Source organism: Streptomyces sp. NPDC006923 (genome assembly GCF_040635655.1).
GTDB lineage: Bacteria > Actinomycetota > Actinomycetes > Streptomycetales > Streptomycetaceae > Streptomyces.
On sequence record NZ_JBEYIF010000003.1, the window covers coordinates 516,354 to 541,762 of the forward strand.

17 protein-coding genes are annotated in these 25,409 nt (G+C 71.2%); 9 read left to right on the forward strand and 8 right to left on the reverse strand.

All coding sequences use genetic code 11. From position 1 onward, the window contains the following. Positions 1 to 205: 205 nt before the first annotated feature. Positions 206 to 685, reverse strand: coding sequence for a hypothetical protein (locus ABZ707_RS08240; RefSeq protein WP_360169704.1), 480 nt, complete (start codon positions 683 to 685; stop codon positions 206 to 208). A 170-nt stretch (positions 686 to 855) separates the two neighbouring features. Here ABZ707_RS08240 and ABZ707_RS08245 point away from each other — a divergent pair, with 170 nt between their 5' ends. The 6 genes from ABZ707_RS08245 (at position 856) to ABZ707_RS08270 (ending at position 9,903) form a co-directional block, all read left to right on the forward strand. Further along, entirely contained in the window at positions 856 to 1,875 is a 1,020-nt protein-coding gene (locus ABZ707_RS08245) for a LacI family DNA-binding transcriptional regulator (RefSeq protein WP_360169707.1), read from the forward strand. 311 nt (positions 1,876 to 2,186) lie between these two features. Continuing rightward, complete coding sequence (locus tag ABZ707_RS08250; protein ID WP_360169710.1) at positions 2,187 to 3,545, forward strand: extracellular solute-binding protein; 1,359 nt, start codon at positions 2,187 to 2,189, stop codon at positions 3,543 to 3,545. 94 nt (positions 3,546 to 3,639) lie between these two features. After that, positions 3,640 to 4,629, forward strand: coding sequence for a sugar ABC transporter permease (locus ABZ707_RS08255; RefSeq protein WP_360169713.1), 990 nt, complete (start codon positions 3,640 to 3,642; stop codon positions 4,627 to 4,629). A gap of 41 nt (positions 4,630 to 4,670) precedes the next feature. Beyond that, on the forward strand, positions 4,671 to 5,561 hold the full coding sequence (locus ABZ707_RS08260) for a carbohydrate ABC transporter permease (protein WP_360169716.1): 891 nt from the start codon (positions 4,671 to 4,673) through the stop codon (positions 5,559 to 5,561). Between the two features lie 90 nt (positions 5,562 to 5,651). After that, positions 5,652 to 8,186, forward strand: coding sequence for a CBM35 domain-containing protein (locus tag ABZ707_RS08265; RefSeq protein WP_360169719.1), 2,535 nt, complete (start codon positions 5,652 to 5,654; stop codon positions 8,184 to 8,186). 88 nt (positions 8,187 to 8,274) lie between these two features. Then, positions 8,275 to 9,903: a glycoside hydrolase family 13 protein gene (locus ABZ707_RS08270; RefSeq protein ID WP_360169722.1), complete on the forward strand. Its 1,629-nt coding sequence runs from the start codon at positions 8,275 to 8,277 to the stop codon at positions 9,901 to 9,903. Positions 9,904 to 9,992: 89 nt separating this feature from the next. Here ABZ707_RS08270 and ABZ707_RS08275 read toward each other — a convergent pair whose 3' ends face one another. Continuing rightward, the gene (locus tag ABZ707_RS08275; protein ID WP_360169725.1) at positions 9,993 to 10,667 is read right to left on the reverse strand and encodes a hypothetical protein; all 675 of its coding nucleotides are present in this window, start codon (positions 10,665 to 10,667) and stop codon (positions 9,993 to 9,995) included. A gap of 132 nt (positions 10,668 to 10,799) precedes the next feature. On the opposite strand from ABZ707_RS08275, the gene ABZ707_RS08280 reads away from it, so the two are divergent. Both ABZ707_RS08280 and ABZ707_RS08285 read left to right on the forward strand, forming a co-directional pair. Beyond that, a complete protein-coding gene (locus ABZ707_RS08280) occupies positions 10,800 to 11,075 on the forward strand; it encodes a hypothetical protein (protein ID WP_360169728.1) in 276 nt (91 codons plus the stop codon). After that, positions 11,075 to 11,692, forward strand: coding sequence for a hypothetical protein (locus ABZ707_RS08285; RefSeq protein WP_360169731.1), 618 nt, complete (start codon positions 11,075 to 11,077; stop codon positions 11,690 to 11,692). Before ABZ707_RS08280 ends, ABZ707_RS08285 begins: the two co-directional genes overlap by 1 nt. A 62-nt stretch (positions 11,693 to 11,754) precedes the next feature. Here the strand turns inward: ABZ707_RS08285 and ABZ707_RS08290 are convergent, their stop codons facing one another. The 3 genes from ABZ707_RS08290 to ABZ707_RS08300 form a co-directional block, all read right to left on the reverse strand. Continuing rightward, the gene (locus tag ABZ707_RS08290) at positions 11,755 to 16,158 is read right to left on the reverse strand and encodes an FtsK/SpoIIIE domain-containing protein (RefSeq protein WP_360169734.1); all 4,404 of its coding nucleotides are present in this window, start codon (positions 16,156 to 16,158) and stop codon (positions 11,755 to 11,757) included. A gap of 64 nt (positions 16,159 to 16,222) precedes the next feature. After that, positions 16,223 to 16,516, reverse strand: coding sequence for a WXG100 family type VII secretion target (locus ABZ707_RS08295; protein WP_360169737.1), 294 nt, complete (start codon positions 16,514 to 16,516; stop codon positions 16,223 to 16,225). Positions 16,517 to 16,584: 68 nt separating this feature from the next. Then, complete coding sequence (locus tag ABZ707_RS08300; protein ID WP_360169740.1) at positions 16,585 to 18,450, reverse strand: hypothetical protein; 1,866 nt, start codon at positions 18,448 to 18,450, stop codon at positions 16,585 to 16,587. A gap of 206 nt (positions 18,451 to 18,656) precedes the next feature. Between ABZ707_RS08300 and ABZ707_RS08305 the strand changes: the two genes are divergently transcribed. Beyond that, positions 18,657 to 20,108, forward strand: a complete 1,452-nt coding sequence (locus ABZ707_RS08305; protein WP_360169743.1) for a hypothetical protein — start codon at positions 18,657 to 18,659, stop codon at positions 20,106 to 20,108. A gap of 35 nt (positions 20,109 to 20,143) precedes the next feature. Here ABZ707_RS08305 and ABZ707_RS08310 read toward each other — a convergent pair whose 3' ends face one another. The 3 genes from ABZ707_RS08310 to ABZ707_RS08320 form a co-directional block, all read right to left on the reverse strand. Next, positions 20,144 to 20,680 carry a sigma-70 family RNA polymerase sigma factor gene (locus ABZ707_RS08310; protein ID WP_360169746.1) on the reverse strand — a complete coding sequence of 179 codons (537 nt, stop codon included), beginning with the start codon at positions 20,678 to 20,680 and terminating at the stop codon, positions 20,144 to 20,146. A gap of 414 nt (positions 20,681 to 21,094) precedes the next feature. Next, positions 21,095 to 22,000, reverse strand: a complete 906-nt coding sequence (locus ABZ707_RS08315) for an SCO0930 family lipoprotein (protein ID WP_360169749.1) — start codon at positions 21,998 to 22,000, stop codon at positions 21,095 to 21,097. A 119-nt stretch (positions 22,001 to 22,119) separates the two neighbouring features. After that, the gene (locus ABZ707_RS08320) at positions 22,120 to 25,050 is read right to left on the reverse strand and encodes a BTAD domain-containing putative transcriptional regulator (protein ID WP_360169752.1); all 2,931 of its coding nucleotides are present in this window, start codon (positions 25,048 to 25,050) and stop codon (positions 22,120 to 22,122) included. Positions 25,051 to 25,409 lie beyond the last annotated feature (359 nt).

Genomic DNA, 25,409 nt, shown 5'->3' on the forward strand with positions numbered 1-25,409 from the left:
CGGCCGTTCCTGAGCGGTTCCGGCAGCCAGGAGGCTCCCGGTCCGGCCGCCCGACACCTCGGCGCGTTTCTCCGGGATTCGTGGTCGGAGACCGGTAAGCGTCATTGACCGCCCAGTGGGTGTTCCGTTGTCCGTTGCCATGAGCAGACGGCGCCGGTGGCCCGCAGCATCGGCAGGCTCGCGCTCGCCTCGGGAACTCACCGGCTCAGGACGCAGGTTCGGCCTCCAGGAACCGGCGTCGCCGCGGCCCCCGGTACAGAAGTGCCTCCCACCCCAGGCGCTCCAGTACGGCGGCGCACTCGGTCAGCGCGCGTTCCTCCTCCTGCGCGGCGCCGCCGCCCGGCGGGCCGAGCCACTCCACCCGTACGGCGCCGGTCCGCTCACCGGGGCTCACCCGGTACCCCGTCGCCACCCGGCGGCCGGAGCCGTCCACGGCCGAGGCCGCGAGGCCGGCCGCCTCCAGGGCGAGCGCCACGGCCCGCACCGGCCGCCGGCGTTCCCACTCCGCCGGCACGGCCGCGGGATCGCCCGGGCCGGTGTTCGTCAGTCGCCGGATCTGCAGCAACCCGTCGAACGCGACCCGGACTTCGGCCGTCCGTGTCCCGGGGTCCTTCGTCGGCGCGGGCCCGTCGCCGGTGTCCGCCTCGAAGCCGCTGGGCCGTTCCGTCTCGTCTTCCGCTGCCATCGTCGGTGCCGTCGCCGTCTCTCATTTCGCCCGCCCTGTCCCGAGAGTCTCTCTCAGGAGGCGGAGTCCGCCGGACAGCAGGACGCGTCGCCCCGAGGAGCTCCACTGGATGTCAGTGATTTGCGTAATCGATCTTCATTTTTTGCGTAGATGCTTGGTAGGTTGATGGGGTGAAGAAAAGACTCTCTCAGGTGGCCGAGTTTGCCGGTGTCAGCGAGACCACGGCGCGGCGCGTGCTCAACGGCGCGACGGACGTGGCGCCGGCGACCCGCGACGCGGTGCTGACCGCGATGGATGTCTGCGGCTTCGAACGACCCCGCGACTTGCGGCGCGAGCGCGCCGCACTGGTCGGGCTTGTGGTGCCTGACCTGCAAAATCCCATCTTCCCCGCGTTCACGGAGGCGCTGGCGGGGCTGCTGAACAAGCGGGGTCTGATCCCGGTGCTCTGCACCCGTACGGCCGACGGGGTGTCGGAGGCGCACTACATCGACATGATCCTCAAACAGAACATCGGCGGGATCATCTTCGTCGGTGCCAGTTACGCCGACGCCGGGCCGGAACAGGGCCGGGCCCTGCGCGAGCGCCAGGTGCCGATCGTGCTGCTCAACGCGGCGGACGAGAATCTGGGCGTCGCCCAGGTCTCCATCGACGACGCGGCCTCGTCCCAACAGGTGCTGGGACATCTGGCGGCGCTCGGGCATGAGCGGATCGGGATGATCCTGGGCCCGGTCGGCCATGTCCCCTCGGCCCGCAAACTAGCCGGCTACCAGGCGTTTTACGGCAGCAGGGGCGGCGTCGAGGGGGACTGGCGCAAGCGTGTCGCACATGGGCTGTTCTCGATGGAAGGCGGCGCGACGGCGCTGCCGCGCCTCCTGGCCGAGGGTGTCACGGCGGTGGTCTGCGCAAGCGACGCGCTGGCTCTTGGCGCGATCCGGGCCGCGCGGCGGCAGGGCTTGCGGGTGCCGGAGGACCTCTCCGTCGTGGGATTCGACGACTCCCTGTACATGGTGGCGACAGACCCGCCGCTGACCACGGCCCGCCAGCCGGTCCAGGCGATGGCGGCCGCCGCGGTCGCCTCGCTGGCCTCCCAGATGAAGGGACACGCGACGGTGGGGGAGTCGATGATGTTCGACACCGAGCTGATTGTGCGCAGCTCAACGGCGCCTCCGGCCCGAACGGCGGGCCGCTGACAGCATCGTGGGCGGCGTTCGCCGCCAGGGAGGGGCCCGGCCGTGTGCCGGGCCCCTTCTCGTTGTCCCGGTGTGGGCGCGCGCTGCCGTCCGGGGGTGGGCCGTGGTGACGGTGTGTTACAAAGACAAGCGTCCCTGATTAAGTTCTTGCGCATACTCATTGACTTCTTGCGGCTCGCGCTTTTACTGTCAGCGCCGTTGAGACGTAGCAGGGGCCAGGCCACTGCAAGTCACGCAAATCCTTTGCAGACCCCACTGCCCTGCCCTGGGACAGATGTCTGCTGTCGTTGTCAGGAAGGCACGGGATCCCCATGGATGGCACAACACGACGTCGAGTACTGGGCCTGGCCGTGGCCACCTCGCTGTCCCTCGGTCTCGCCGCCTGCGGCGGTCCTCCGGAGACCTCGGGCGTGAGCGAGGACGGTGTGGTGACCATCAGCGTCAACGGCATGCCCGCCAAGACCCAGCCGGTGGACCGCAAGGACTTCGAGGAACTCGTCAAGGAGTTCGAGGCGAGCCATCCGAAAATCAGGATCGACGCCCGTGAGGGCCAGATGGATCCGAAGACCTTCGCGGCGAAGCTGGCGGGCGGTCAGCTTGAGGACGTGTACTACGTCTACTTCACCGACCCGGCCGGTCTGATCCAGCGTCGTCAGGCCGCCGACATCACGCCGTACCTGAAGGACGTGCCGTATCTCCAGGACGTACGGCCCGAGTTGCAGGACGTCTTCAAGGGCGCCGACGGGAAGATCTACGGTCTGCCGACCGGCAACTACTCGCTGGGACTGCTCTACAACCGCGACCTGTTCAAGAAGGCCGGGCTCGACCCGGACCGGCCGCCGGCCACCTGGGGCGAGGTGCGTACGGCCGCCAAGAAGATCAGCGGACTCGGCGACGGCACCGTCGGCTACGCCGACTACAGCAAGAACAACCAGGGCGGCTGGCACCTCACCTCGTGGATCTACTCCATGGGCGGTGAGGTCGCGGCCAGGAAGGACGGCCGCTGGAAGGCCGCGTTCAACAGCGACGCCGGACGCCGGGCGCTCCAGGCGCTGCACGACATGCGCTGGACCGACAACAGCATGGGCACCCGCCAGCTCCTGGAGATCGGCGACGTCCAGAAGATGATGGGCGCGGGCAAGCTCGGGATGTACATGGCGGGCCCGGACAACATCCCCACCGTGGTCAAGCAGTTCGAGCGCGAGTACGACGAGTACGGCCTGGCCGCGCTGCCCGGGACGGCGACCCTCGGCGGCGGCGACGGCTTCATGTTCAACCCGAAGGCCTCGCCCGAGAAGATCAAGGCCGGTCTCCAGTGGATCCAGTGGAAGTACCTCAACCCGGACCGCGAGGAGGAGAACGTCAAGAAGTTCTCCGAGCTGGGCGTCCCGATCGGGCTGCCGCAGCCGAACCTCTTCGCCGGCGAGGCCCAGGCGAAGAACGACGCCATCCACGCCAAGTACGCCAATGTGCCGCAGCGGAACTACCAGCCGTTCGTCGACCGGAGCCCCGACGTCGCGGTGAAGGTCGAGCCGCCCAACGCCCAGCAGCTCTACACCGTGCTGGACGGGGTGATGCAGTCCGTGCTGACAAAGAAGGACGCGGACCTGGACCGGCTTCTCGCGGACGCCGAGAAGAAGGCCGACGCCATCCTCGCCACGGTCAGGTGAGCTGACCGACCCGGCCGGGGCCGGCGGAGCACAGCCCCGCCCGCCGGCCTCCCCACCGGACACCCGCACCGGCACCGCACGAATCGAGTCCACCATGACGGCCCACCCGCTCACCTCAGCACGCGACACGTCCGCCCGCGCGGACGCGGAGAACACCACGCTCACCCGGAAGACCCCCGAGGCCGGCCACCCCGCCAAGAAGGCGGCGCCCGGCCGCCGGCGGCGCCGCGTCCGCGAGAACCTCACCGCGTATTCCTTCCTGGCCGCCGGCATCGTCTGCTTCGCGCTGTTCTCCTGGTACCCCGTCGTGCGGGGCGTGCTGCTCGGGTTCCAGCAGGTCACCTTCGCCGAACCCGCCCAGTGGGTGGGCCTGGAGAACTTCCGGCGGCTCTTCGACGACCCGCTGTTCCTCACCGCCTGGCGCAACACCGGCTGGTTCACACTGCTGGCGCTGGTCTTCGGATTCGCCGCGCCCTTCGCCACCGCCGTGGTCCTCAACGAACTGCGGCACGGCAAGGCGTATCTGCGCATGACGGTCTATCTGCCGGTGATGCTGCCGCCGATCGTCACCATGCTGCTGTGGCGCTGGTTCTACGATCCCGGGCCGGGGCTCTTCAACAGTGTGCTGGACATCTTCCACCTCCCCGCCCAGCAGTGGCTGGAGTCGGAGAACCTGGCCATGGTGTCCCTGGTCCTCGTCTCGACCTGGGCCAACATGGGCACCACCACACTGATCTATCTCGCCGCGCTCGGCGGAATCCCCGGCGAGCTGTACGAGGCCGCCGAGCTCGACGGCGCCTCGATCCGCCGGCGCCTGTGGCATGTCACCGTCCCGCAGATGCGCTTCATTCTGATGATCACGCTGCTGCTCCAGATCATCGGCACGATGCAGGTGTTCGTCGAGCCGTTCGTGCTCACCGGCGGCGGCCCCGACGACGCCACCGTCACCGTACTGCTGCTGCTCTACCGCTACGCGTTCGTCTACAACGACTTCGGCCTGGCCAGCGCCATGAGCACGCTGCTCTTCGTGGTGCTGGGTCTCTTCGCGGGTGCCTATCTGCGCCTGACCCGGACCAAGGGCTGAGACCCGGACCCGCGCCCGAAGCGCCGAGAGGAAGATCCGCCATGGCCGCCGAGACCGCCGCCGTACGCACCCTGATAGCCCCCACCGAGATGAACCGCCGCACCGGCAGACTCATCCACCGCTTCGTCCTCACCGTCACACTGACGGGATTCACCCTCGCCTTCGTCTTCCCTCTCTACTGGATGGCGACGGGCGCGCTGAAGTCCTCCGCCGAACTGGCCGACCCCACCCCGAGCCTGCTGCCGGGCACCTGGCAGCCGGAGAGCTACACCGAGGCATGGACCAACGTCGGACTCGGCCAGTACTTCCTCAACACCTTCCTCCTCGCGGCCGGCGCCTGGCTGTTCCAGCTCGTGGTGGATGTCGCCGCGGCCTACGCGCTCTCCACACTGCGCCCCGCCCTCGGCAATGTGGTCCTCGGCATGATGCTCGCCACCCTTATGCTGCCGGTCTCCGCGCTGCTGGTGCCGACCTATCTCACCGTCGTCGACGTCCCGCTGATCCATCTCAACCTGATCAACACACCCTGGGCGGTGTGGCTGCCCGCCTGCGCGAACGCCTTCAACATCTTCATCCTGAAGAGGTTCTTCGACCAGATCCCCACCGAACTGCTCGACTCCGCGAGCATCGACGGCGCCGGAACACTGCGGGTCCTGGTCTCCGTCGTGATGCCGCTCTCCCGCCCGGTGCTCGCCGTGGTCTCCATCTTCGCCGTCGTCGGAGTGTGGAAGGACTTCCTCTGGCCGATGCTCGTCCTGCCCGACCCGGCGCGGCAGCCCATCACCGTGGCGCTCAACCGGCTCTCCCTCGACATGCCGGCCAACCAGCTCCTCGCCGGCATGGTCATGGCCAGCATCCCGCTGCTCGTCCTCTTCCTGATCTTCCAGCGCAGCATCATCGCGGGCCTCACCGCCGGCAGCCTCAAGGGCTGAGCGACGACCGCCGCGCGTATCTCCCGCCCCCTGCCCGCACCCCCCGCACCGCTGCCCGGCAACGGCGCTCTCACGGAAGGACACACTGACGTGTCACCCGCACCCACCACACGGCCCCGGCCGCGGCAGAGCTCCCGGCACACCGCCGCACGGCTGATACCCGCCCTGCTGCTGGCGCTCCTGTGCGCCCTGCTGTACGGCCCACTGGCGCCGTCCGCACACGCCGCGGACCCCACCCTCGAAGCCGAGTCGGCCGCACTCTCCGGCGGCGCCGCCACCTCCACCGAACATCCCGGCTACACCGGGACCGGCTTCGTCGGCGGCTACACCGACGGCAACAAGGGCCGCGCCTCGACAACGTTCACCGTGCAGTCCGCGGCGGCCGGCGAGGGGTCGGTCAGGATCCGGTACGCGAACGGCACCACCGCCACCATGACGCTCAGCCTGTACGCCAACGGTGCCAAGGTCCGTCAGATCAGTCTCCCGGCCACCGCGAACTGGGACACCTGGACCACCCGTGACGAGCCGCTCAGCTACGCGAAGGGCGCCAACACCGTCGCCCTGACCTTCACCACCGCCGACAGCGGCAACATCAACCTCGACAACATCACGCCCGCCACACCCGCCGGCGGCCCCACCGAACCACCGCCCACCCTCACCCACCAGGCCGAGGACGGCTACTTCTCCGGCGGCCCCTCCGTCGCGACCAGCGCCGCCGGTTACGCGGGCAGCGGGTATCTCACCGGCTTCACCGCCGCCGGAGCCCGCTCCGTGCTGGCCGTCAACGCACCGTCCGCCGCGACCTATCCGGTCGTCGTGCGCTACCGCACCCCCGACAGTGCCGCCGCCACCATCAGCCTCACCGCCAATGGCACCAAGGTCCGCCAGCTCTCGCTGCCCGGCACCGCGGGCGCCTGGAAAACCGTCTCCACCGACGCGCCACTGCGCGCCCAGCTCAACACACTGACCCTGCGCACCGAGCCCGGCGACAACGGCAACCTCCAGCTCGACGGTGTGACGGTCACCGGCTCGTCCGCCAACAGCACGCGCGGCGCCACCGTCCCGTACACCACCTACGAGGCGGAGAGCGGCACCACCAACGCCTCCACCATCGGTCCGGACCGCACCTATCTGACCGTGCCCTCCGAGGCGTCGGGCCGCAGGGCGGTCGTACTCGACAGGACCGGCGAGTACGTCCAGTTCACGCTGACCAGGCCCGCCAACGCGCTGACCCTGCGCTACTCGGTGCCCGACAACACCCCCGCCGCCACCCTCAGCGTCTACGCGGGCGCCACGCATGTGCGTGACCTCGACCTGACCTCGGCGTACAGCTGGGTGTACGGCGCCTATCCGTACAACAACGACCCCTCGCAGGGCTCGGGCCACCACTTCTTCGACGAGACGCGCGCGCTGATCGGCAGCTTCCCGGCCGGGACCGTACTGAAGTTCCAGAAGGACGCGGGCGACAGCGCCGCCTCGTACACCCTCGACCTCGTCGAGACGGAGACCGCGCCCGACGGCCGGGCCATGCCGGCCTCCGGCTTTGTCTCCGCCACCACGCTCGGCGTCACCGCCGACGACGGCGGCGACGACACCGCGGCCCTCAACTCCGCCGTCTCCACGGTGAAGTCCCAGGGCAAGGGGCTGTGGCTGCCCGCGGGCACCTACAACATCTCCGGCCATGTGAACCTCACCGGGATCGCGCTGCGCGGCGCCGGCGAGTGGTCCACGGTCCTGCGCGGCAGAAACGGCAAGGGCGGACTCTTCGGCCGGGGCGGCACCAGCACCGTCCAGGACCTGACCATCGCGGGTGATGTCACCTACCGCGACGACGCCAACTTCGACGCGGCCGTCGAGGGCGACTTCGGCAACGGTTCGACGTTCCAGAACATCTGGATCGAGCACACCAAGGTGGGCCTCTGGATCGACTCGCCCACCAACGGCCTGTACGCGACCGGCCTGCGCATCCGCGACACCTTCGCCGACGGCGTCAACCTCCACAAGGGCACCGCCAACACCGAGCTGTGGAACTCCAGCATCCGCAACACCGGCGACGACGGACTGGCGATGTTCTCCGAGGGACAGGCGGTCTCCCACAGCGCCTTCCGCTTCAACACCGTCCAGTCACCGCTGCTCGCCAACACCGTCGGCATCTACGGCGGCAACGCCAACCGTGTGGAGGACAATGTCCTCGCCGACACCGTCACCGGATCCGCCGGCATCGCGATCAGCAGCCGCTTCGCGCCCGTGCCGTTCAGCGGCACCACCTCCGTCCAGCGCAACACACTCCAGCGCACCGGCGGCTTCGAGCCCAACTGGCAGAGCAGGTTCGGCGCGCTCTGGATCTACGCCGACTCCTCCGACATCATCGCCCCCGTCCTGGTCCAGGACATCGACATCGTCGACAGCACCTACAGCGGCGTCCTGCTCTCGTACCAGAAGACCATCAGCAATCTGACACTGCGGAACATCAGGATCCAGAACACCGGCGCCTACGGCATCGAGGTCATTTCCGCGGGTGCCGGCACCTTCTCCGGTGTCACGGTCACCGGCGCGGCCTCCGGCGGGCTCAGCAGCACCGGCGGTTTCACCATCACACGCGGCGCGGGCAACAGCGGCTGGTAGGGCGCTGCACCGCCCGCCACACCCACGCACGCCCCGGTGCGGGCCCGCACGGACGGGCCCGCACCACCTCATCGAGCAAGGAGCTCCTGTGACCCACTGGTGGCGGCATGCCGCGATCTACCAGATCTACGTACGCAGCTTCGCGGACGGCGACGGCGACGGCACGGGTGACCTGGCCGGCGTCCGTGACCGGCTGCCCTATCTGCGGGAACTGGGCGTCGACGCCCTGTGGTTCACCCCCTGGAACACCTCCCCGATGGCCGACGGCGGCTACGACGTCGCCGACTACCGGGACATCGACCCGCTCTTCGGCACACTCACGGACGCGGAGCGCCTGATCGGCGAGGCACACGACCACGGACTGCGCGTCCTGGTCGACCTGGTCCCGAACCACTGCTCCGACCAGCATGTCTGGTTCCAGGAAGCGCTGGCCGCCGGACCCGGGTCGAGTGCCCGCGAGCGCTTCTGGTTCCTCCCCGGCCGCGGTGAGGACGGGAACGAGCCGCCGAACGACTGGCAGTCGTACTTCGGCGGCAGCGCCTGGACCCGGGTCACCGAGGCGGACGGCACACCGGGACCCTGGTACCTGCACATGTTCGCCCCCCAGCAGCCCGACCTCAACTGGGAACACGCGGAGGTCCGGGCGGAGTTCGAGGACATCCTGCACTTCTGGCTGCGCCGGGGCGTCGACGGCTTCCGTATCGACGTCGCCCATGGCCTCGCCAAGACACCGGGTCTGCCCGATGTCGGCCCGCACCCCGACCCCACCGATCTGCCCTACCAGGACTGCGACGACGTCCACGACATCTACCGGAGCTGGCGCAAGATCCTCGACGGCTACGACGGTGACCGCGTCTTCGTCGGCGAGGTCTGGCTGCCCACGGCCGAACAGTTCGCCCGCTATCTGCGCCCCGACGAACTGCACTCGGCCTTCAACTTCGAGTTCCTGTGCTGCCCGTGGGACGCCACCGCGCTGCGCGGGGTCGTCGACTCGACGCTCGCCGCCCACGGTCCGGTCGGCGCGCCGCCCACCTGGGTGCTCTCCAACCACGACACCATCCGCCATGTCACCCGCTACGGCCGCGAGGACACGTCCTTCGACATGGGGGACAAGCGTCTCGCCGACCCGAGCGACCACGTCCTGGGCCGCCGCCGGGCACGGGCGGCGGCGATGCTGACCATGGCACTGCCCGGCGGGGTGTACGTGTACCAGGGCGACGAACTCGGCCTGCCCGAGGTACAGGACCTGCCGGACCATCTCCTCCAGGACCCGACATTCGTACGGTCCGGGGGAGTGGACCGGGGCCGTGACGGCTGCCGCGTCCCGCTCCCGTGGCGGAGCGGCGACTCACTCGGTTTCTCGCCGGACGGCGCTCCGGCAGCACCCTGGCTGCCACAGCCCGATGACTGGGCCGGCCTGACGGCCGAGGCGCAGGAGACCGGTCCCGGATCGTTCCTCACCCTCTACCGCGAGGCCCTTGCCCTGCGCCGGGCGCGACTGACCGGCCTTCCCGAGACGCTCTCCTGGGTGGAGAGCGGACCGGGCACACTGTGCTTCGACCGGCCCGGCGGCTTCCGCTGCCTGGTCAACGCGGGCGAGGAGCCGCTCCCGCTGCCCGCAGGCGCGACCGTCCTTCTGAGCAGCGCGCCACTGGAGCACACGGACGCCGGTGTGCTGCTGCCGGTGGACGGCTGCGCCTGGCTGAGCACGGGCTGAGCAGGACGGGGCTCGAACGCCGGGCCCGACGGCCGGTGCGGGGCAGACGCCGCCCACCGGCCGTCCGGTCCGGACGTGCTCCGGAGGGCCTACGGCGCCGACTTCTCGCCGGTCGGCCCCACGGCGAACCAGGTGCCGCCGACCCCCTGGCCGTTGGTGTCACCCGGCTTCACATCGCCGGAGAACCGGTAGACGGGCCAGCCGCCCACGGTCACCTGCACCTGGCCGTCCGCCCGGCGGATCGCGCCGACCTGCTTCGGGTCGACCCCCGCCAGATAGACGTTGCCGCCCTCCACGATGGTCACCGGCGGCCAGGTGGTGGCACAGTCGCCGGCGCAGTTGGACTGCGACGGCTGGGCGGTGTCCTTGTCGAACCGGTACAGCGTCGCCTGATTCACATTGATCAGGTGCGTGCCCAGTCGCGGCGACTGGACCGCCGAGAGCTGCACCCACTTCGGCGGGGTCTCCTGCACGGCGGCGCCGACCACCGTACCGCCCGTGCCCGTCAGTCCGTTCTGTGCCGCCGTGCTGTCGACGACCTGGAGGGCCGAGTTGCTCGTCGGCTGTCCGGACTGGCCGGCGGGCGGCTGCGTGGGCGGCTGCGTGGCGGCGGCGGACGCGGCGGCGGGCGGCGTGTCGGACGCGTCGGTGACGGAGATCGTCTTACCGCACGCGGTGGCACCGGCCAGGCCGCAGACAAGAAGGACGGTGAGCGCGGCCCGGGTGACGGGCCCGCGTGCGGTGCTGTTGCTGTCAGAAGTCACACGCCGTACACGAAGTGCGCGGCGAAAAGGTTCAGCCCTTCTCCGCGCCGGACCCCCGGTGAACTCCCGGGCCGCCCGTTCCGTGTTTCCCGTGGGGCAGGACCTGTGACAACGGCACGTACGAGGACACTGATGGCTGACATTTTCATACCCGGCAGCGAGATGGACGAGGTGAGGCAATCCCTCGGATTCGTCCTCGACAACATCGACATCGGCAACGCCAAGATCGATTTCGGCCGGGCGCTCGACTATCCGCTGGAAGGCGCCGCGAGCCATTTCGAGAAGAAGTGGAGCGACGGCCGGACCCAGCTCAAGAAGCAGGCGTCAGGCATCAAGGAAGCCATCGACAACATCATGGACAGCTTCAACAAGACGGACAACGACGCCGTGTCCAACCTGGAGGTCTGATGAAGACAGCCGAGCGTTTCCTGCTGAACGTCCCGGACTCCTGGACCGACATCGAGCTGAGCGGCGCGGCGCTGGCCGAGGCACGCGCGGCGGCCCTGGCCCAGACGGACAACCCCCGCGAACGGGCGGCGATCAACGACATGTTCCGGCAGGGCCGCGAGATCAGCAGGGCGGCCCGCGACCACGGCGCGCTGTTCGCCTCCGGCACCGCCGCCCTCTACGACGACGGTCTGTTCATGGCCTACGCCATGGTCTTCGCGGTCAGCACACCGGAGGGCCAGGAGATGACCCTGCCGGTCCTCTCCGCGCAGCTCGGAGTGTCCGCGGCCAACGGCAGGGCGCCCGCCGACCGTGTCATCTCCTCCGTGGTCGTCCCGGAGGTCGGCCGGGTGGCCAGGATCACCGGCACCGAGGAGACCCCGCTCACCGCCGATGTGTCGGTCAAGCTGCTCACCATGCACACGATGATGCCGGTGCCCGGTACGACGCGGGAGTACCTGGTGGTGACCTGCGCCAGCCCCAACCTGCCGCTCAAGGACGAGGCGTACGAGCTGTTCGACGCGATCTGCGGCACATTCCGCTTCCTGTCCTCCGACGGCGAGGTGCTCGGCCTCTGACAGCGGTGGACGGGCCGGTGTCCCCGGGACACCGGCCCGTTTCCGTTCCGCGCGTCAGCCCGTCATACGGCCGACTCGGTCGCCGGTACCTGGACGGAGAGAAGCGAACCGTCTCCCAGATGCAGCAGGCCGCGTCCGGGCTGAGGCGCCTGGCCGATCAGACCGCGGCTCAGCCGGATGCCGATGACATCGCCGTCGGAGAGGCTCTGCGGTGAGAGCAGCATGCCGCTCCGGTTCCGCTTCACCTGGCCCATCCAGCCGGCCAGGCTCAGCGAGAGCGATTCGGCGTTGCCCGCGACGACCAGCCCCCAGCCGTTGCCGGCGCCGCCCCGCGCGAGCAGCGCCAGATCGGGATCGATCTCCGCGCCCATGAACAGCTCCGCGTCGTCCACGAGGATCACCGCGTTGTCCTCCGGGACATTGCTCAGCACCTCACGGAACGCCTCCGTCGACACCTCGGCGTCGGTGATCACCGCGGCCACCCCGGGCAGCCCCGCCAGATCACGCAGCGGCGAACGGCGCGGCGCCAGCACGATCAGCCCGGCCCCGGAGTCCAGCAACGAACGGGCCGCGGTGAGCAGCGCCGTACTGCGGCCGGTACGCGGCGGGCCGGCGACGACGAACGTCGGCACATCCGCCAGGTCGGGACCGAGCGCGGACAGGGTGTCCCCGCCGATCGCCAGCAGCGGACGCATCGGGCCGCCCGCCGTACGCAGGGCGACGGCCTCCTGGTACGAGATCCGGTCGGGCAGCACGTCGAGACGTATCGCCCGGCGCGACGGCGGCACGTCCGCCTCCCGTACGGTCAGTTCCCGGCCCAGGTCGACCAGGATCTGCGCCTGCGCCGTACCGGACAGATCGGTACCGAGGACCGCGATCTGCGCCTCGCTCAGATCCTGGGTCCGCAGCCCGCGCCCGGGCACCGGGTCGGTGGGAGCCGACCGGGTCGGGATGCCGATGGACCCGTAGTCCGCGCGGTCGTTGAGCCGCAGGACGATCTTGTCCTCGGTGGTCCCGCCGAAACGGCTGTTGCCCAGCACCCGGTCGCCCGCGAGGACGAGATGGATGCCCACGCCCGCGCCGTCCCGCAGCAGCCGGATCATCCGCTCCAGATAGCTGCCGTTGTCGAAGCTCGCGTACTCCCGCTCGAAGACCTCGAACCGGTCGACCATCAGGACGATGTGCGGCAGCCGCTCACCGGCCGGTGTCATCCGGCGCAGCTCCGCCAGGTCGGCGGTGCCGCGCGTGCCCAGCACGGACTGACGGGACGTCAGCTCCGTCGAGAGGCGGTCCAGCAGCCTGCCCAGCCGCTCCGTCTGGTTCCGGTCGACCACCGCGCCGCAGTGCGGCAGCGACGTCAGCGCGTTGAGCGCGCCGTTGCCGCAGTCGATGCCGTACAGATGCACGTCCTCGGCGCCGTGGGCCTGGGCGAGCGCCGCGGCCAGGGTGCGCAGTGTCTGCGAACGTCCGCTGCGCGGCGAGCCGATGATGTGCAGATGACCGGCGCGGTCGAGGTCGAACGACAGCGCCGTACGGCTCTGCTGGGCCGGCAGGTCGACAAGCCCGTACTCCACGGCGGGCAGCTCCGCGCCCCGGTCCGCGAACGGCTTGGGCCCGTCGGGCCGGGTCCATTCGAGGACGTCCGGCAGCGCGGGCAGCCATGGGCTCGGCTGCCTGGGCACCTCGGCGAGCCGCGCCGCCTGGGCGACCGCCGCCGTGAGGACGGCGAGGTCCGTGACGGCCTCCGTCGTGGGACCCGGGCCGCTGCCGCCGCGGCCGCCGCCCCGGACGGGGCCGCCCAGCTCCTGCCAGGTCACCGCGTGGGCGCGTACCGGCACCTCCGCGTCGACGGCGACGGCGCCGCCGGGCCTGCGCCCGCCGACCCGGCCCGCCTGGAACGGGAGCAGCGCCGAGGGGCCGAGGCGCGCGTAGGCGCGTCCGGGGTTGGCGGGTGAGATCTCGCCCGCCTCCGTCGCGTCGATGATGTCGCGGCTCTCGCTGGTGTCCGTGGTGCGCAGCGCGATCCGCAGATTGGTGTTGGCGCGGATGTCGGAGGTGACGGCGCCGCTCGGCCGCTGGGTGGCCAGCACCAGATGGATGCCGAGCGAGCGGCCCCGCTGGGCGATGTTGACCAGGCCCGAGATGAAGTCGGGCAGTTCGCGGGCCATCGACGCGAACTCGTCGATGACCAGCAGGAGCCGTGGCAGCGGCGGCAGGACGTCGCCGCCGCGTGCGCGCTTGTCGAGGTAGTCCTCGATGTCCTTGGCGCTCGCCTTCGCGAGCAGCGTCTCGCGGCGGCGCAGCTCGGCACCGAGCGACACCAGGGCGCGCTCCACGAGATGCGTGTCGAGGTCGGTGACCAGACCGACGGTGTGCGGCAGGTCCGCGCACTCGGCGAAGGCGCTGCCGCCCTTGTAGTCGACGAGGACGAAGGTCATCTCGTCCGGCCTGTTCACCACCGCGAGCGTGGCGACCAGCGTCTGGAGCAGCTCCGACTTCCCGGACCCCGTCGTGCCCGCGATCAGCGCGTGCGGCCCGTCGCGCACCAGGTCGACGGAGAAGTCGCCGTCGTAGCCGGTGCCAAGGACGGCGCGGGTGCTGCGGCCGGACAGTGCCCAGCCCGCGACGACCGCCTCCGCCGTCGGCGGCTCGATGTTCAGCAGGTCCAGCAGCCGTACCGCGCCGGGCAGGACACTCTCGTCGGAATCACCGACACCGCGCAGCGGAGCCAGCGCCCGGGCGAGCCGCTCGTACCAGTCCGGCTCCGGCGAGTCGGTCCTTACGTCGTCCAGCGGGGCGCCCACTCCGGTGCGGACCCGTGAGCCGCCCCGCTCGTCCGCGTCCAGCACGACGACCGCGCCGCACTCCTCGGGCAGCAGCCGTTCCTCGCGGTCCAGGCAGATGGTGTAGACGCCCACCGAGGGGCCGTCCCGCAGCAGGGCGACCACACCGGGCAGCGACCGCGCACGACGGGCCTGGTCCAGCACGACCAGGATGTCCGGCAGACCGGTGACACCGCCGCGGGTCTGGTCGGGACCGGCCGCGACACGCGAGGCGACGAGCTGGCCCAGCTCACCGATCCGGCGGGCCAGCGAGTCGGCCGTACTGCCCACCAGCGCGTACGCGTCCTCGTTGTCGGGCCGGCAGTGCGGAAGCCACCGGGTCCACGACCAGTCGCGCTCACCGTCGGGTCCCGCGAGCACGACGATCCGCAGGTCGGCGGGGCTGTGCAGGGAGGCGGCCTGGGCCGTCATCCAGCCGGCCAGCCGGCCCGCGCCCCGGCCCGCGATGCCGGCGACGCCCGCCCGGCGCATCGGGACGGACACCGGCACCTGGTTCAGCCAGGGTGTGGTGGAACGCCGGTGTTCGTCGAGGGCGGGGTCCTCGACGGTCAGCGACGACGGGACATCGGCCGTGCCGACCCGCACATCGAGGAAGTCGGGGTCGCGCCAGCGGCGTTCCCACAGCCGCTCCGACGGCTGCGCGGCCATCTGGAGCAGCGAGGCGGGATCGGGGTGGGCCAGCCGCAGATTGTGCTGTTCCTCCAGCACGGCTGCGTCGATGTCGGCGCGCAGCCGGGTCAGGGTCTCCTCGTGCTTCTCGGCCTGCTCCTGGTACTTGAGCATGGCCTGCTTGCGGCCGCCGAACTGGGTGACCAGCGCGGCGATGGGGGAGAGCAGGGCGATGAAGACAAAGGTCCAGCGGCCCGTCACAAAGATGGCGATCACGGCGCTGCCGGCGGGCAGCAGCAGGATCGGCAGCAGCGGGATGGGCCGCTTGTCCGGCTTGACCGGGGCGCTCGGCAGCCGGAAGCGGGCGTTGCTCCGGGCCGGCAGGAAGCGCGGCGGCCGGTTGAACTCCAGACCGAGGCCGTCGGCCGCCGGTGTCAGCGGGGCCTTCGCGGACGTCCGCGAGGTCAGTTCGAGCAGCAGATCACCGACGGCGAGCTGACTGCCCTCCAGCCACGGGACCGTACCGGCCGCGGCCTTGCCGTCGAGGAGAGCGTGCTCGGCCGCGGTCACCTCGGCGGTGCCGTCGAGTCTGACGCGTACCCGGGCCGCGAAGGACGGCGCCCCGGCCGCCAGCCGGATCCGGCTGGTCTCCGCGCTGCCGATGTCGTAGTCGCCGGGCAGCAGGCGGAAGACCGTCCCGGCGCCGGTGCCGGAGACCACTCGCAGCTCGGTCCTGCCCTCGGGCTCGGGCTCCCGTGGGACGGGAGTGCCGAGCCCGAGGTCCATGCCGTCCCGCACGCCCGCGACCTGGAGGGTGACCTCCGGGTCGACGGGGTCGGAGCCGATATAGAGAGTGGGGTCGGTGTCCCACCCTCCTGCGGTCCCGGCGTGATCGACGGCGCGTGCCAGTTCCGCCGCGAACCGGCCCGCCTGGGCGGAGGGTTCGGTGTCGACGACGACAGTGGTGGACACCCCCTCGTCCTGCGGGTCGCGAACGCTGACGTTCAAACGCACGGCTATCGATGTCCTCATGCGTGAGTGGGTGGACGGAACGGGCCGCCCCGGAGGGCGTGATGTGTTACGAGAGGTTGGAACCGAGCTGCTCGTCGGTCTGCGAGAAGGCGTCACCGACGGCCTTCACGTACTGGCCGATGCCCTGGAGACCCTGGTTCACCTGGTCGAAGCCCTTGGCGAACTCGTCGAAGAAGGGCTGGAACTTCTGCTGCGCGGCGGGGGTGCTGTAGCCCTGGGCGAGCAGGTTGGTGATCTTCCCGCGGACCTCGGTGAGCTTGTCCTGCAGCGAGGCGAAGTCGTTGAGCAGCGAAGCGGAGGTGGAGGACGTCTCGTCCGAGTTGACTGCGAAGTTGGGCATGTTGGTGCTCCTAGGGTGTTGTTTGTGCGATCCGCCCCGGTGAGGCGGAGGTCTGGGGGCCCGCGCGCTCAGGACGAGGGCGGGAGCGGTGTCTCCTGGCCGGCGGCGTCAGCGTCGGTGGCCGGCCGGACCGGGGACTGGGGCCGGTCCGTCACGGGGGAGGACGGGGCGGTCACGAAACCGTCGTCCGACGCGGGGCCGGCCGGCGGGCTCGCGGGCGACGAAGGGCCCTGCCCCGCGGGCGGGTTGCCGGAGACCGGTGACGACGGGGCGGTGGTGAAACCGCTGTCACCGGAGGTGGGGCTCGCCGGCGGGCTCGGTACCGGACTCTGCGGGGGAGAGACGGACGGTGGCCGCGTCGTCGGAGAGCTCGGTGTGGTGTTCACCTCGGGTGAGGCGGATATGGTGGGCGAGTTGGGCGCGGTGGGCGTCGTCGGCGACGGCGGCAGCGGCACGTCCTGAGGTTCGGGACGTACGGGACTGAGCGGCGCGGGCGAGTCCGGGCGGGGCGGGGCGACCGGCGGGGCCGGGTCGGGCGTCGAGGTCTTGGTGGGGATGAAGCCGTCGATGCGGTCGCCCAGTCCGGTCTTGCCCACGGACCCCGCGGCCTTCGGAATGAGGTTGGCGCCTTCCTGGTTCAGCGCCTCACCGAACGACGACCCCTCCGAGACCGCCACACCGATCTTGGCGGCGATCGCCGCGGCCTCCGGCGTCAGTTCACCGAGTTGTTCCAGGGCCGGATCCTTCGCCGCCCGGAGCCGGTCGCCAAGAGAGGTACCGGCACCCGCGGGCGCGGGCTTCGGCGTGGGCGGAGTGACGGGCGCGGGAGAGGCAGCCGCGTCCCCGGCCCCGGCGGCCCCCGCCGTGCCACGTTTGCGGAACGCGTCCACTCCCTTGATCGCGCCGCCGGCCAGGGCGCCCGCGGCGGCCCCGGCCAGGATGTTCCCGGCGGTGATCTTTTCCTTGTTGAGGGCCTTGACGGCGGCCTCTTCCGCCGTGCCGGTGGCGAACTTCCCGACGACCTCCGTCCCGATCTTGCCCGCCTGGGTGTTCAGGACCGCTCCGCCGACCCTGGTCTTTCCGAAGGTGTCACTCACCTTGGCGATGGTCCCGCTGAAGCTCTTGACGAAGCCGCTGCCTGCCTTGAACAGACCCGGCGCGACCTTGGTGACCAGCGCGCTGCCCGCCTTGAGCAGGGAGCCGCCGGGGATCAGCGCGACCAGGCCGACAAGGAGGTCGCCGAGTTTCAGATTGCCGGTCTGACCGGCCACGACTTGGTTGAAGATGAAGAGCGCGCCTCCGAGGAGGGCGCCCACCACCGGGAAGAACACGGCGGTGATGGCGACCAGCGCGGCCAGGATGATCTGGATGAAGGGGAAGTCCTTGAAGAAGTCCGCGATCTTCTGAAAGATGTTCCGCTCGGGAATGGCCTGTCCCGCCGCGTCGTCCAGCGTGTCCCCGGCGGCCCGGGACGCCGACTCCCGCAGACTCCTGGCGTCCTCCGCCAGCCGCCTGGCCGAGCTCAGCTTCTCCTGAGCGGCCGAGACGCCGTCCTGCTGCTGCTTCGCCGCGCTCTTCTGCTCGTCGGTCGCGTCGGGCGGCAGCTCGCCCACCGTACGGCCCGCCTCGTCCGCCACCGGGATCGCCTGGTCCATGGCCTGGTCGATCATGCCCTGAGCCTCGGTCAGCCGCGAGACATACGTGCGGTAGGCATCGGCCGCGGTGGTGAACGAGTCCTCGGTCTTCTTCAGCTTCTCCGGCAGATCGCTGAGCTGTTTGCGCAGCGCGTCCATCGCGTCACCGCGGCCGGTCTCCACCGCGCCGCCCTGGCCCAGGATCCCGGCGGCGGTCCTGGCCTTGTCACCGATCTCGCGGTAGCGGGACTCCAGACGCCGGATCTCCTCGGGATCACCCGGAGTGGGGTCCTGAGACATGCCGAGTATGTCGAAGCCTGACGTGTGCCGTCGCGCCACTTGCGTCCCCCGAACAGGTGTGAATGCTTGCCGGTCTGTACACGGGAGGTCCCGCCCATTGGGTTCAGATCGCCTCGGGACGGATCCGGCGCCTGCCCTTCGAACCTTTTCCCCGGCGCCCCCGTGTACTGGGTGACATGGACCGGGACACCAGAACCCGGAGAGACATGGGTGGGAAGAACATGAGGAACGGCGCCCGCGCCACGCGTCGCCAGCAGGCCAACACTCCGGGGCGGGGCGGACACGCGCGTCTGCGGGCCGTCGTCGTGGCCGTGCTGCTGGCTCTCTGCGCGGCCCTCGGAGCGGCCGGGCCCGCCGCGGCGGCCGACGGCGACGACCTCATCAAGGTGTACGTGGTGAAGTCGCCGGACCAGACCGGCGGCGCCGCCGACACCCTGGAGTCCGTCGCCACCGGCACACTCGGCGATCCGGCGCGGGGCGACGAGATCTTCGCGCTCAACCGGGGGCTCGCACAGCCGGACGGCGCCGCGCTCACCAACCGGACCGACGCGCTGCGGCCCGGCTGGATCCTGCGGCTCCCTCAGGACGCGGACGGCCCCGACGTCCAGTTGGCCAGGGAGTCCGGGAACCAGAACGCCTCGCCCCCGCCCGGCGGTGCCACGGAGAGCGCGGGGACGGATTCCGGCTCCTTCGAGATTCCGCTGCCCGCCGTACTGGCCGCGCTGGGCGCGATAGTGCTGGCGCTGGTCACGGCGGGAATCGTGGCCAGGCGCCGGCTGCGCCGCGCGTTCACGGCGCTCGCCCGCGCCTTCCGCGCACTGGGCGAACCGGCGCGGCGCAGGCGCAGGCTCCAGCACCGCCGCTCCCTCGCGTCCCGCTTCGCCGGTGACGCCGAGTCGGTACGCCGGGCCTACGGCGCGGTGGAGGAGTTCGCGGGCCGCGGCGGCCGGAACGAGACCGCCGTGCACGCGCTCCGGGTGGACGACGGGGGAGTGACGGCGTGGCTGGCCGCCTCGGACAGCGCCGCCGCGCCCTGGCAGCGGATCGACAGCACCCGCTGGCGGCGTCCCGCCGCGGCCACCGCCTGGCTGAACCGCGGGACCGAGGAAGGCAGCGGATCCCGGGCTCCCCTGCCGGCGGTGCCCGCGTGCCTGGTGCGGGTGGGCACCGATGGCGAGGGCGAGCCGGTCTTTGTCGACCTCACCGGGCTGGACGGGATCCTCAGCGTCACCGGCGACCACGGAGTCGCCCGTGACGTGGTGCGGAGCCTGCTCGCGGAGGTCGCGCGCAGCAGGCCGGACGTCCCCGTGACGGTACTGCGCGGTACGGACGGGGCGCCCCCGATTCCCGTACCACGGGCACTGAGCGAACTGCCCTCCGCCGACGGAGGCCGGCGGCCGTCGCCCGGGACGGCGCCGCGTCCCGGCACCGTCCGCGCCGCCGCGTCCCGCCGCCCGGTCAAGGGCCTGGTCGTGCTGTCCGGTGTGCCGGGCGAACGGGAGGCCGCGGAACTCCTCGCGCTGTGCGGGCCCGGCGGCGCCGGCTGGACCGGTCTGGTCTGCGGCGAAGTGGGCGGGGCGCACTGGCGCTGGCACACCGGCTCCGAGGGAACGGTCGAACTCCCCGTCCTCGGAGTGACCCTGACGGTGCCCGCCTGACGGGGCGTGACGGACCGGCCGTCCGGGGGACCGTCTCAGTCTCCCCGGACACCGGCGAGGACGCGCAGGCGCAGTTTGCTCAGCGCGTAGTGCTGCCGGGACTTGACCGTGCCCGCGGGTATGCCCAGGATCCCGGCCGTCTCCTGCACGGTACGGCCGCAGAGATAGGTGTGCACCAGTACTTCGCGGTGTTCGACGGACAACTGCCGCAGCAGGCCGGTGGCGTCGACGGACGCGAGGACGGCGTCCACATGGTCCCGCTGGGCCATGTCCTGGCCCTCGGCGCCCACCGTCTCGTACCGGCTGGGCGCGCTGCGGAGGCGGTCGATCACCAGATTGCGGGTGACGGTGAGCAGCCAGCCGCGCACCGATCCCTCGGTGCTGTAGAGCCGGTCGGTGTGGCGCCAGGCACGGATGAGCGTCTCCTGGACGATGTCCTCCGCGAGATGGCGATCGCTCAGCAGCTTCTCCGCGTAGGCCAGTAGCGCCTTGCCGTGGTCCGCCACCAGACGGTGGAGGAGATGTTCCTGGGCGGCGGTCGGCGGGGCCGTGGGTGCCGCGAGTGTCTTCATGTCCTGTGGTTCCTGAGGGGGAATCGTGCCGGCGGCGCTCCGCGAGTCACCGCTGTCACAGGAGGCTCGGGGTCCGGGGCGCGCGAGGAGGGACGTGTCTCCCGCCGAGGTGAGGTGCCCGGGGCGGACGACGGGCACGGCGACACGCACCGCCGTACCGGGACGCGGCTCCGGTGGGAGCGACGTGTAGGAGAGCCTAGGGAGACCCCAGTGCCGAAACAGTGCCGGAATTCTGTGCTCCGGCGGCACTTCAGCGGCACCTCCTCCGGGCGGCCGTGCCGCGGCCCGCGCAACGGCGGGTGGAACGAGGCCGTCGGACGCGCGGGCCCGCCGGGACCGATACGTTCCCTGCGGGCCCGGAGCCCGGTCCTCCCCGGTCCGGGCGCCCCCTCGGCGCCCGGACCGGCCGGTCCGTTATCCCTTGGCCGCGGGGACGGTCTTGCCCCGGTCGACACTGATGTCCTGCTTGATGGCGAACCACACGCCGCCGACACCCTGGCCGTTGGTCTGGCCGGGCTGCTCGTCACCGTTGAAGGTGTACGCGGGCCAGCAGTTGAAGGACTCCTGCTTTGTGCCGTCCGGCGTCGTGAAGGTGAAGAGCGCCTTGGGGTCGAGCCCCGCCGCCTTGGCCTGCTCCGCGGTGACGGGCGCGCTGGGCGTCCACTTCCGCAGACAGGCCGCGTCGCACGCCGTCTTCATGGGCCAGGGCTGGTCCTTGGTGAAGAGGTAGAGCGTCTTGCCGTCCTTGTCCGTGAGGATCTTGCCGAGCTTGGGGCTGTCGAGCACACCGAGCGCGGGCCGCGGTACGCCGGCCTTCCCGCCGTCGGGCGCCGACGCGTACCAGACACCGCCGACACCCTGGCCGTTGATGTCGCCGGGCTTGGTGTCCTTGGCGTAGCGGTAGAGCGGCTTGCCCGCGAGCGCGAGCTGCTTGGAACCGTCGGAGCGGGTGACCGAGCCGAGCAGATCCTGGTTGAGCCCGGCCGACACCGTCGCGTCCGCGGGGACCGGCGGCCAGGTCGTGGCGCAGTCGCCGTCACAGGCCGACGTGCCCGGCTTGGCCGCGTCCTTGTCGAAGACGTACAGCGTGTTGCCCCCGCCGTCGGTCACCACGGACTTCAGCTTGCTGTCCACCCGTACCGCGAGCTGGCCGGCGGCCGCGGCGGACGGAGCCGCGGAGGTCTCCGGCAGGACCGACACGGCCGGCGGCTTCACCTTCGCCGCCTTGGGCTCGGTCGAGTCCTGCCCGCACGCCGTGACGCTCAGCAGCATCGTGGCGGCGGCCCCCATGAGAAGGACGTTCCGAGAAATCTTGTTCATCACATTCCTTGCGTGTGCCGTGCTTCCGCTCTCCGGAGCGGAGCCTCGCCCTATACACGGCACGACGCGTCTTCGGCGTTCACCCGGGGGACCGTCGTTTCGGGACAGGGGCCGCGGTGTCAGAACCGGCGGTTCAGGGCCGCCCGGCGAGTGGCGCCGTCGAGACGTCCGAGCTTCTCGCGGACCGGCTCCGCGTCCGGGTGTCCGAAGCCGTCGAGGATGTCCAGCGCGTGCTGCCAGGCGAAAGCGGCGCGGTGGTCGGCGCCGAGAGCCTCATGGGTGTCGCCGATGTGCACGAGGGTGTCGGCTTCCAGATAACGGTCGCTGACCTCCCGGTAGAGGTCCAGCGCGTGCCCGTAGCAGGACAGGGCCTCCTGGTGGCGGCCGAGATGATGGTGGGCGTAGCCCAGGCTGTCCCAGGCGGCCGCCGCGCCGTTGCTGTCGCCGATCTCCTGTCCCAGGGCGAGGGCCTGCCGGCACTGGACCAGGGCCTCCTCGTACTCGCCGAGCAGGATGTGGGTCCAGCCCACCTCGTTGAAGATGCCGGCCTGCCCGCTGCGGTGGCCGGCCGCCCGGTAGAACCGGGAGGCCCGCTGGTAGTGGTCGAGCGCGTCGGCGTGGCGGCCCACGGTGTTGCACTGGAACGCGAGATAGCGGTGGACTCGTCCCTGGCCGACCAGGTCACCGATCTCGGCGAACAGCTCCAGCGCCCTGAGCAGGTGCTCACGGGCGTCGTTGTGGCGGTGCAGCCGCCCGCTCACAAAACCCAGCGCGCGATGCGCGTGCGCCTGCCCCGGCACATCACCCTGTGCCTGGGCCGCCGTCAGCGCCATGCCCTGGACGGCCAGTTGGTCCTGCCGCCGCCCGTGCCGGTCCAGGAAGAGCTCCAGGGTCGCGGCCAGCCTCCAGCAGTGCGTCCCGGTGCCGCTTCTGGCGTCCTGGGCCACGGCCGCCAGCAGTACGGGGCGTTCCGAGGTCAGCCAGTCCGCGGCGTCCTCCCGGCTGGCGAACCGCCGGGGGTTCGCGCCCGGACACGGCGCCGTCAGGGCCGGGCGCTCCCGGTACGGGGCGAGCCGGGTGTCGGCGGTGTGCGCGCTGTGCAGATAGTGGTCGAACAACCGACGGCGGGCGTCCTCGCGGACCTCCTCGGGGTCCTGGCTCCGGGTCAGTTCGGCCGCGTAGGCGCGCAGCAGCTCATGCGAGACGAACCGGCCGGGTGCGTGCTCGGTGAGCAGATGCGCGCGGACCAGTTCCATCAGCAGCGGCCGCACCTCGGGCACCCGCAGACCGGCCAGGCTCGCCGTGGCGGTGGTCGAGCAGTCGGGTCCCGGATGCAGCGCGAGCAGGCGGAACAGCCGTGCGGCGCCGCAACTGAGCGTGCGGTACGACCAGGAGAAGACGCTGCGGGCGTCGGTGACGGGCTCGCCCCCGGCGAAGGCGTCGAGGCTGCCGTGGCTCTCCCGCAGCTCCGCCGCGATGGAGGAGAGCGAGAACGACGGATGGACGGCGGCCCGGGCGCTCACCACGGCCAGCGCGAGCGGCAGGCGTCCGCACAGCTCGATGATCTGGTCGACGGCCCGTGCTTCGGTGGCCACCCGGGCAGAGCCGAGCCGGCGCGTCAGGAATTCCCTCGCCTCGGGCACGGTGAGCAGATCGAGCACCAGGGGGCGGGCCCCTTCGGCGGCGATCAGCCCGTGGAGCTGGTTGCGGCTGGTGACGATGGCCAGACAGCCGGGGGCTCCCGGCAGCAGGGGGCGCACCTGTTCGGTGTCGCGGGCGTTGTCCAGCAGGACGAGCACACGCCGGCCGGCCAGCAGACTGCGGTAGAGCGCCGCCTGGGCGTCGAGGCCGGCGGGGATACGGGACGCGGGGACCCCGAAGGCGTCGAGGAAGCCACGGATCGCCTCGGCCGGCGTCATGACCGGCCCGGTGGGATCGAAGCCGCGCAGATTCACATAGAGCTGACCGTCGGGGAAGCGATCGGCCACCTCATGGGCCCAGTGCACGGCGAGCGCGGTCTTGCCGACCCCGGCCATACCGCCGATCGCGCTGATCACCACGGCGGAGGCTTCGTCCCCTTCGGGAAGCAGCGCCTGGACTCCGGCCAGCTCGGCACGCCGGCCGGTGAAGGCCGAGAGGTCGGCGGGCAACTGGGCCGGCCGCTCCCTGGGCGTGTACGGCTCGGCACCCGGCTCCGGGACGGCCGGTCCCTCGGCGGTCCCGGTGGCCGGAGGGGCACCGGCGCCCGGTAGATCGGCGTCCTCGGCGGCGGCGCGCGGGCCGCCCTGGTCCGCGGCCCCACTCAGCACCTGCCGCTGCGCCTCACGCAGCTCGGGACCGGGGTCCAGACCCAGCTCGTCGGCGAGCCGGGAGCGTACCGACTGGTAGACGCTGAGCGCCTCCGCCTGATGACCGGTCGCCGCGAGCACCACGATCAGCCTCGCCTGGAGCACCTCGTCCAGCGGGTGGTGGGCGGCGGCCTGCCTGAGTGTGATCAGCACCCGGTCGGGGAGCCCGGACCCGGCCGCCAGCGCCGTTTCTGCGGCCTCCTTGACCACGGAGAGATGCTCCCGGTCGATGGCCTCGAAGACGGGATGCGCACGTACCTGGGGGGCGATCCCCGCCGCCGTGGGGCCGCGCCACAGGTTCAGCGCCTCGACAAGCAGTTCCGTGGCCCTGGCCGGCTGTCCCTCGTCGGCGGCCCGGCGGCCCTCCTCCCGCTTCGCGCGGAAACGCAGCAGGTCGACGGCGTTCGCATCGATGTCCAGCCGGTATCCGCCGGAGCCGCGCACCACGGTCCGGGAGGCCGCGCCCACCGGCAGATCGGGCTCCAGCAGTCGGCGGAGCGCCCCCACATGTCGGTGCACCACATTGACCGCGCTGCTCGGTGGATCCTGACCCCACAGCACATCGACGATCTCGTGCATCGCCACGGGCCGTCCAGGCTGCGTCAGCAGCAGGGCGAGCAGGGCCCGCCGTTTGGGCGGACCCAGATCCAGCTCGGTGCCCTGGCGCCATGCTCTGACCGGCCCCAAAACTGTGAAACGCACAATAGGAAATTTTACGGCGCCCCCCGCGAACCGTGCGGTGACGCCGTCCCGGAATCGCAACAGCTCTGTCCCGGAGCTCCGGATCGGGACACGAAGAGACCCCGACCGGACGGGGGGACGCCGGTCGGGGCCGATGAGGGAGAGTGCGGATGGCGGTCGCCTCGCGGCGGCAGGCTCCATGGGGCTTCAGCCGAACGATCTTCCCCATGGGCGATTCTCATATGGGGCCCGGGGACACAGTTCCATCCACACCCTCAATGGGTTCAACGGGTGGACGGCCCCGGATGTTCCCGCCCCGCCCCCCCGGCCGCGCCGGGACATCGGCGGGCGCCGGTGACCGCCGCGCGGCGGTCACCCGG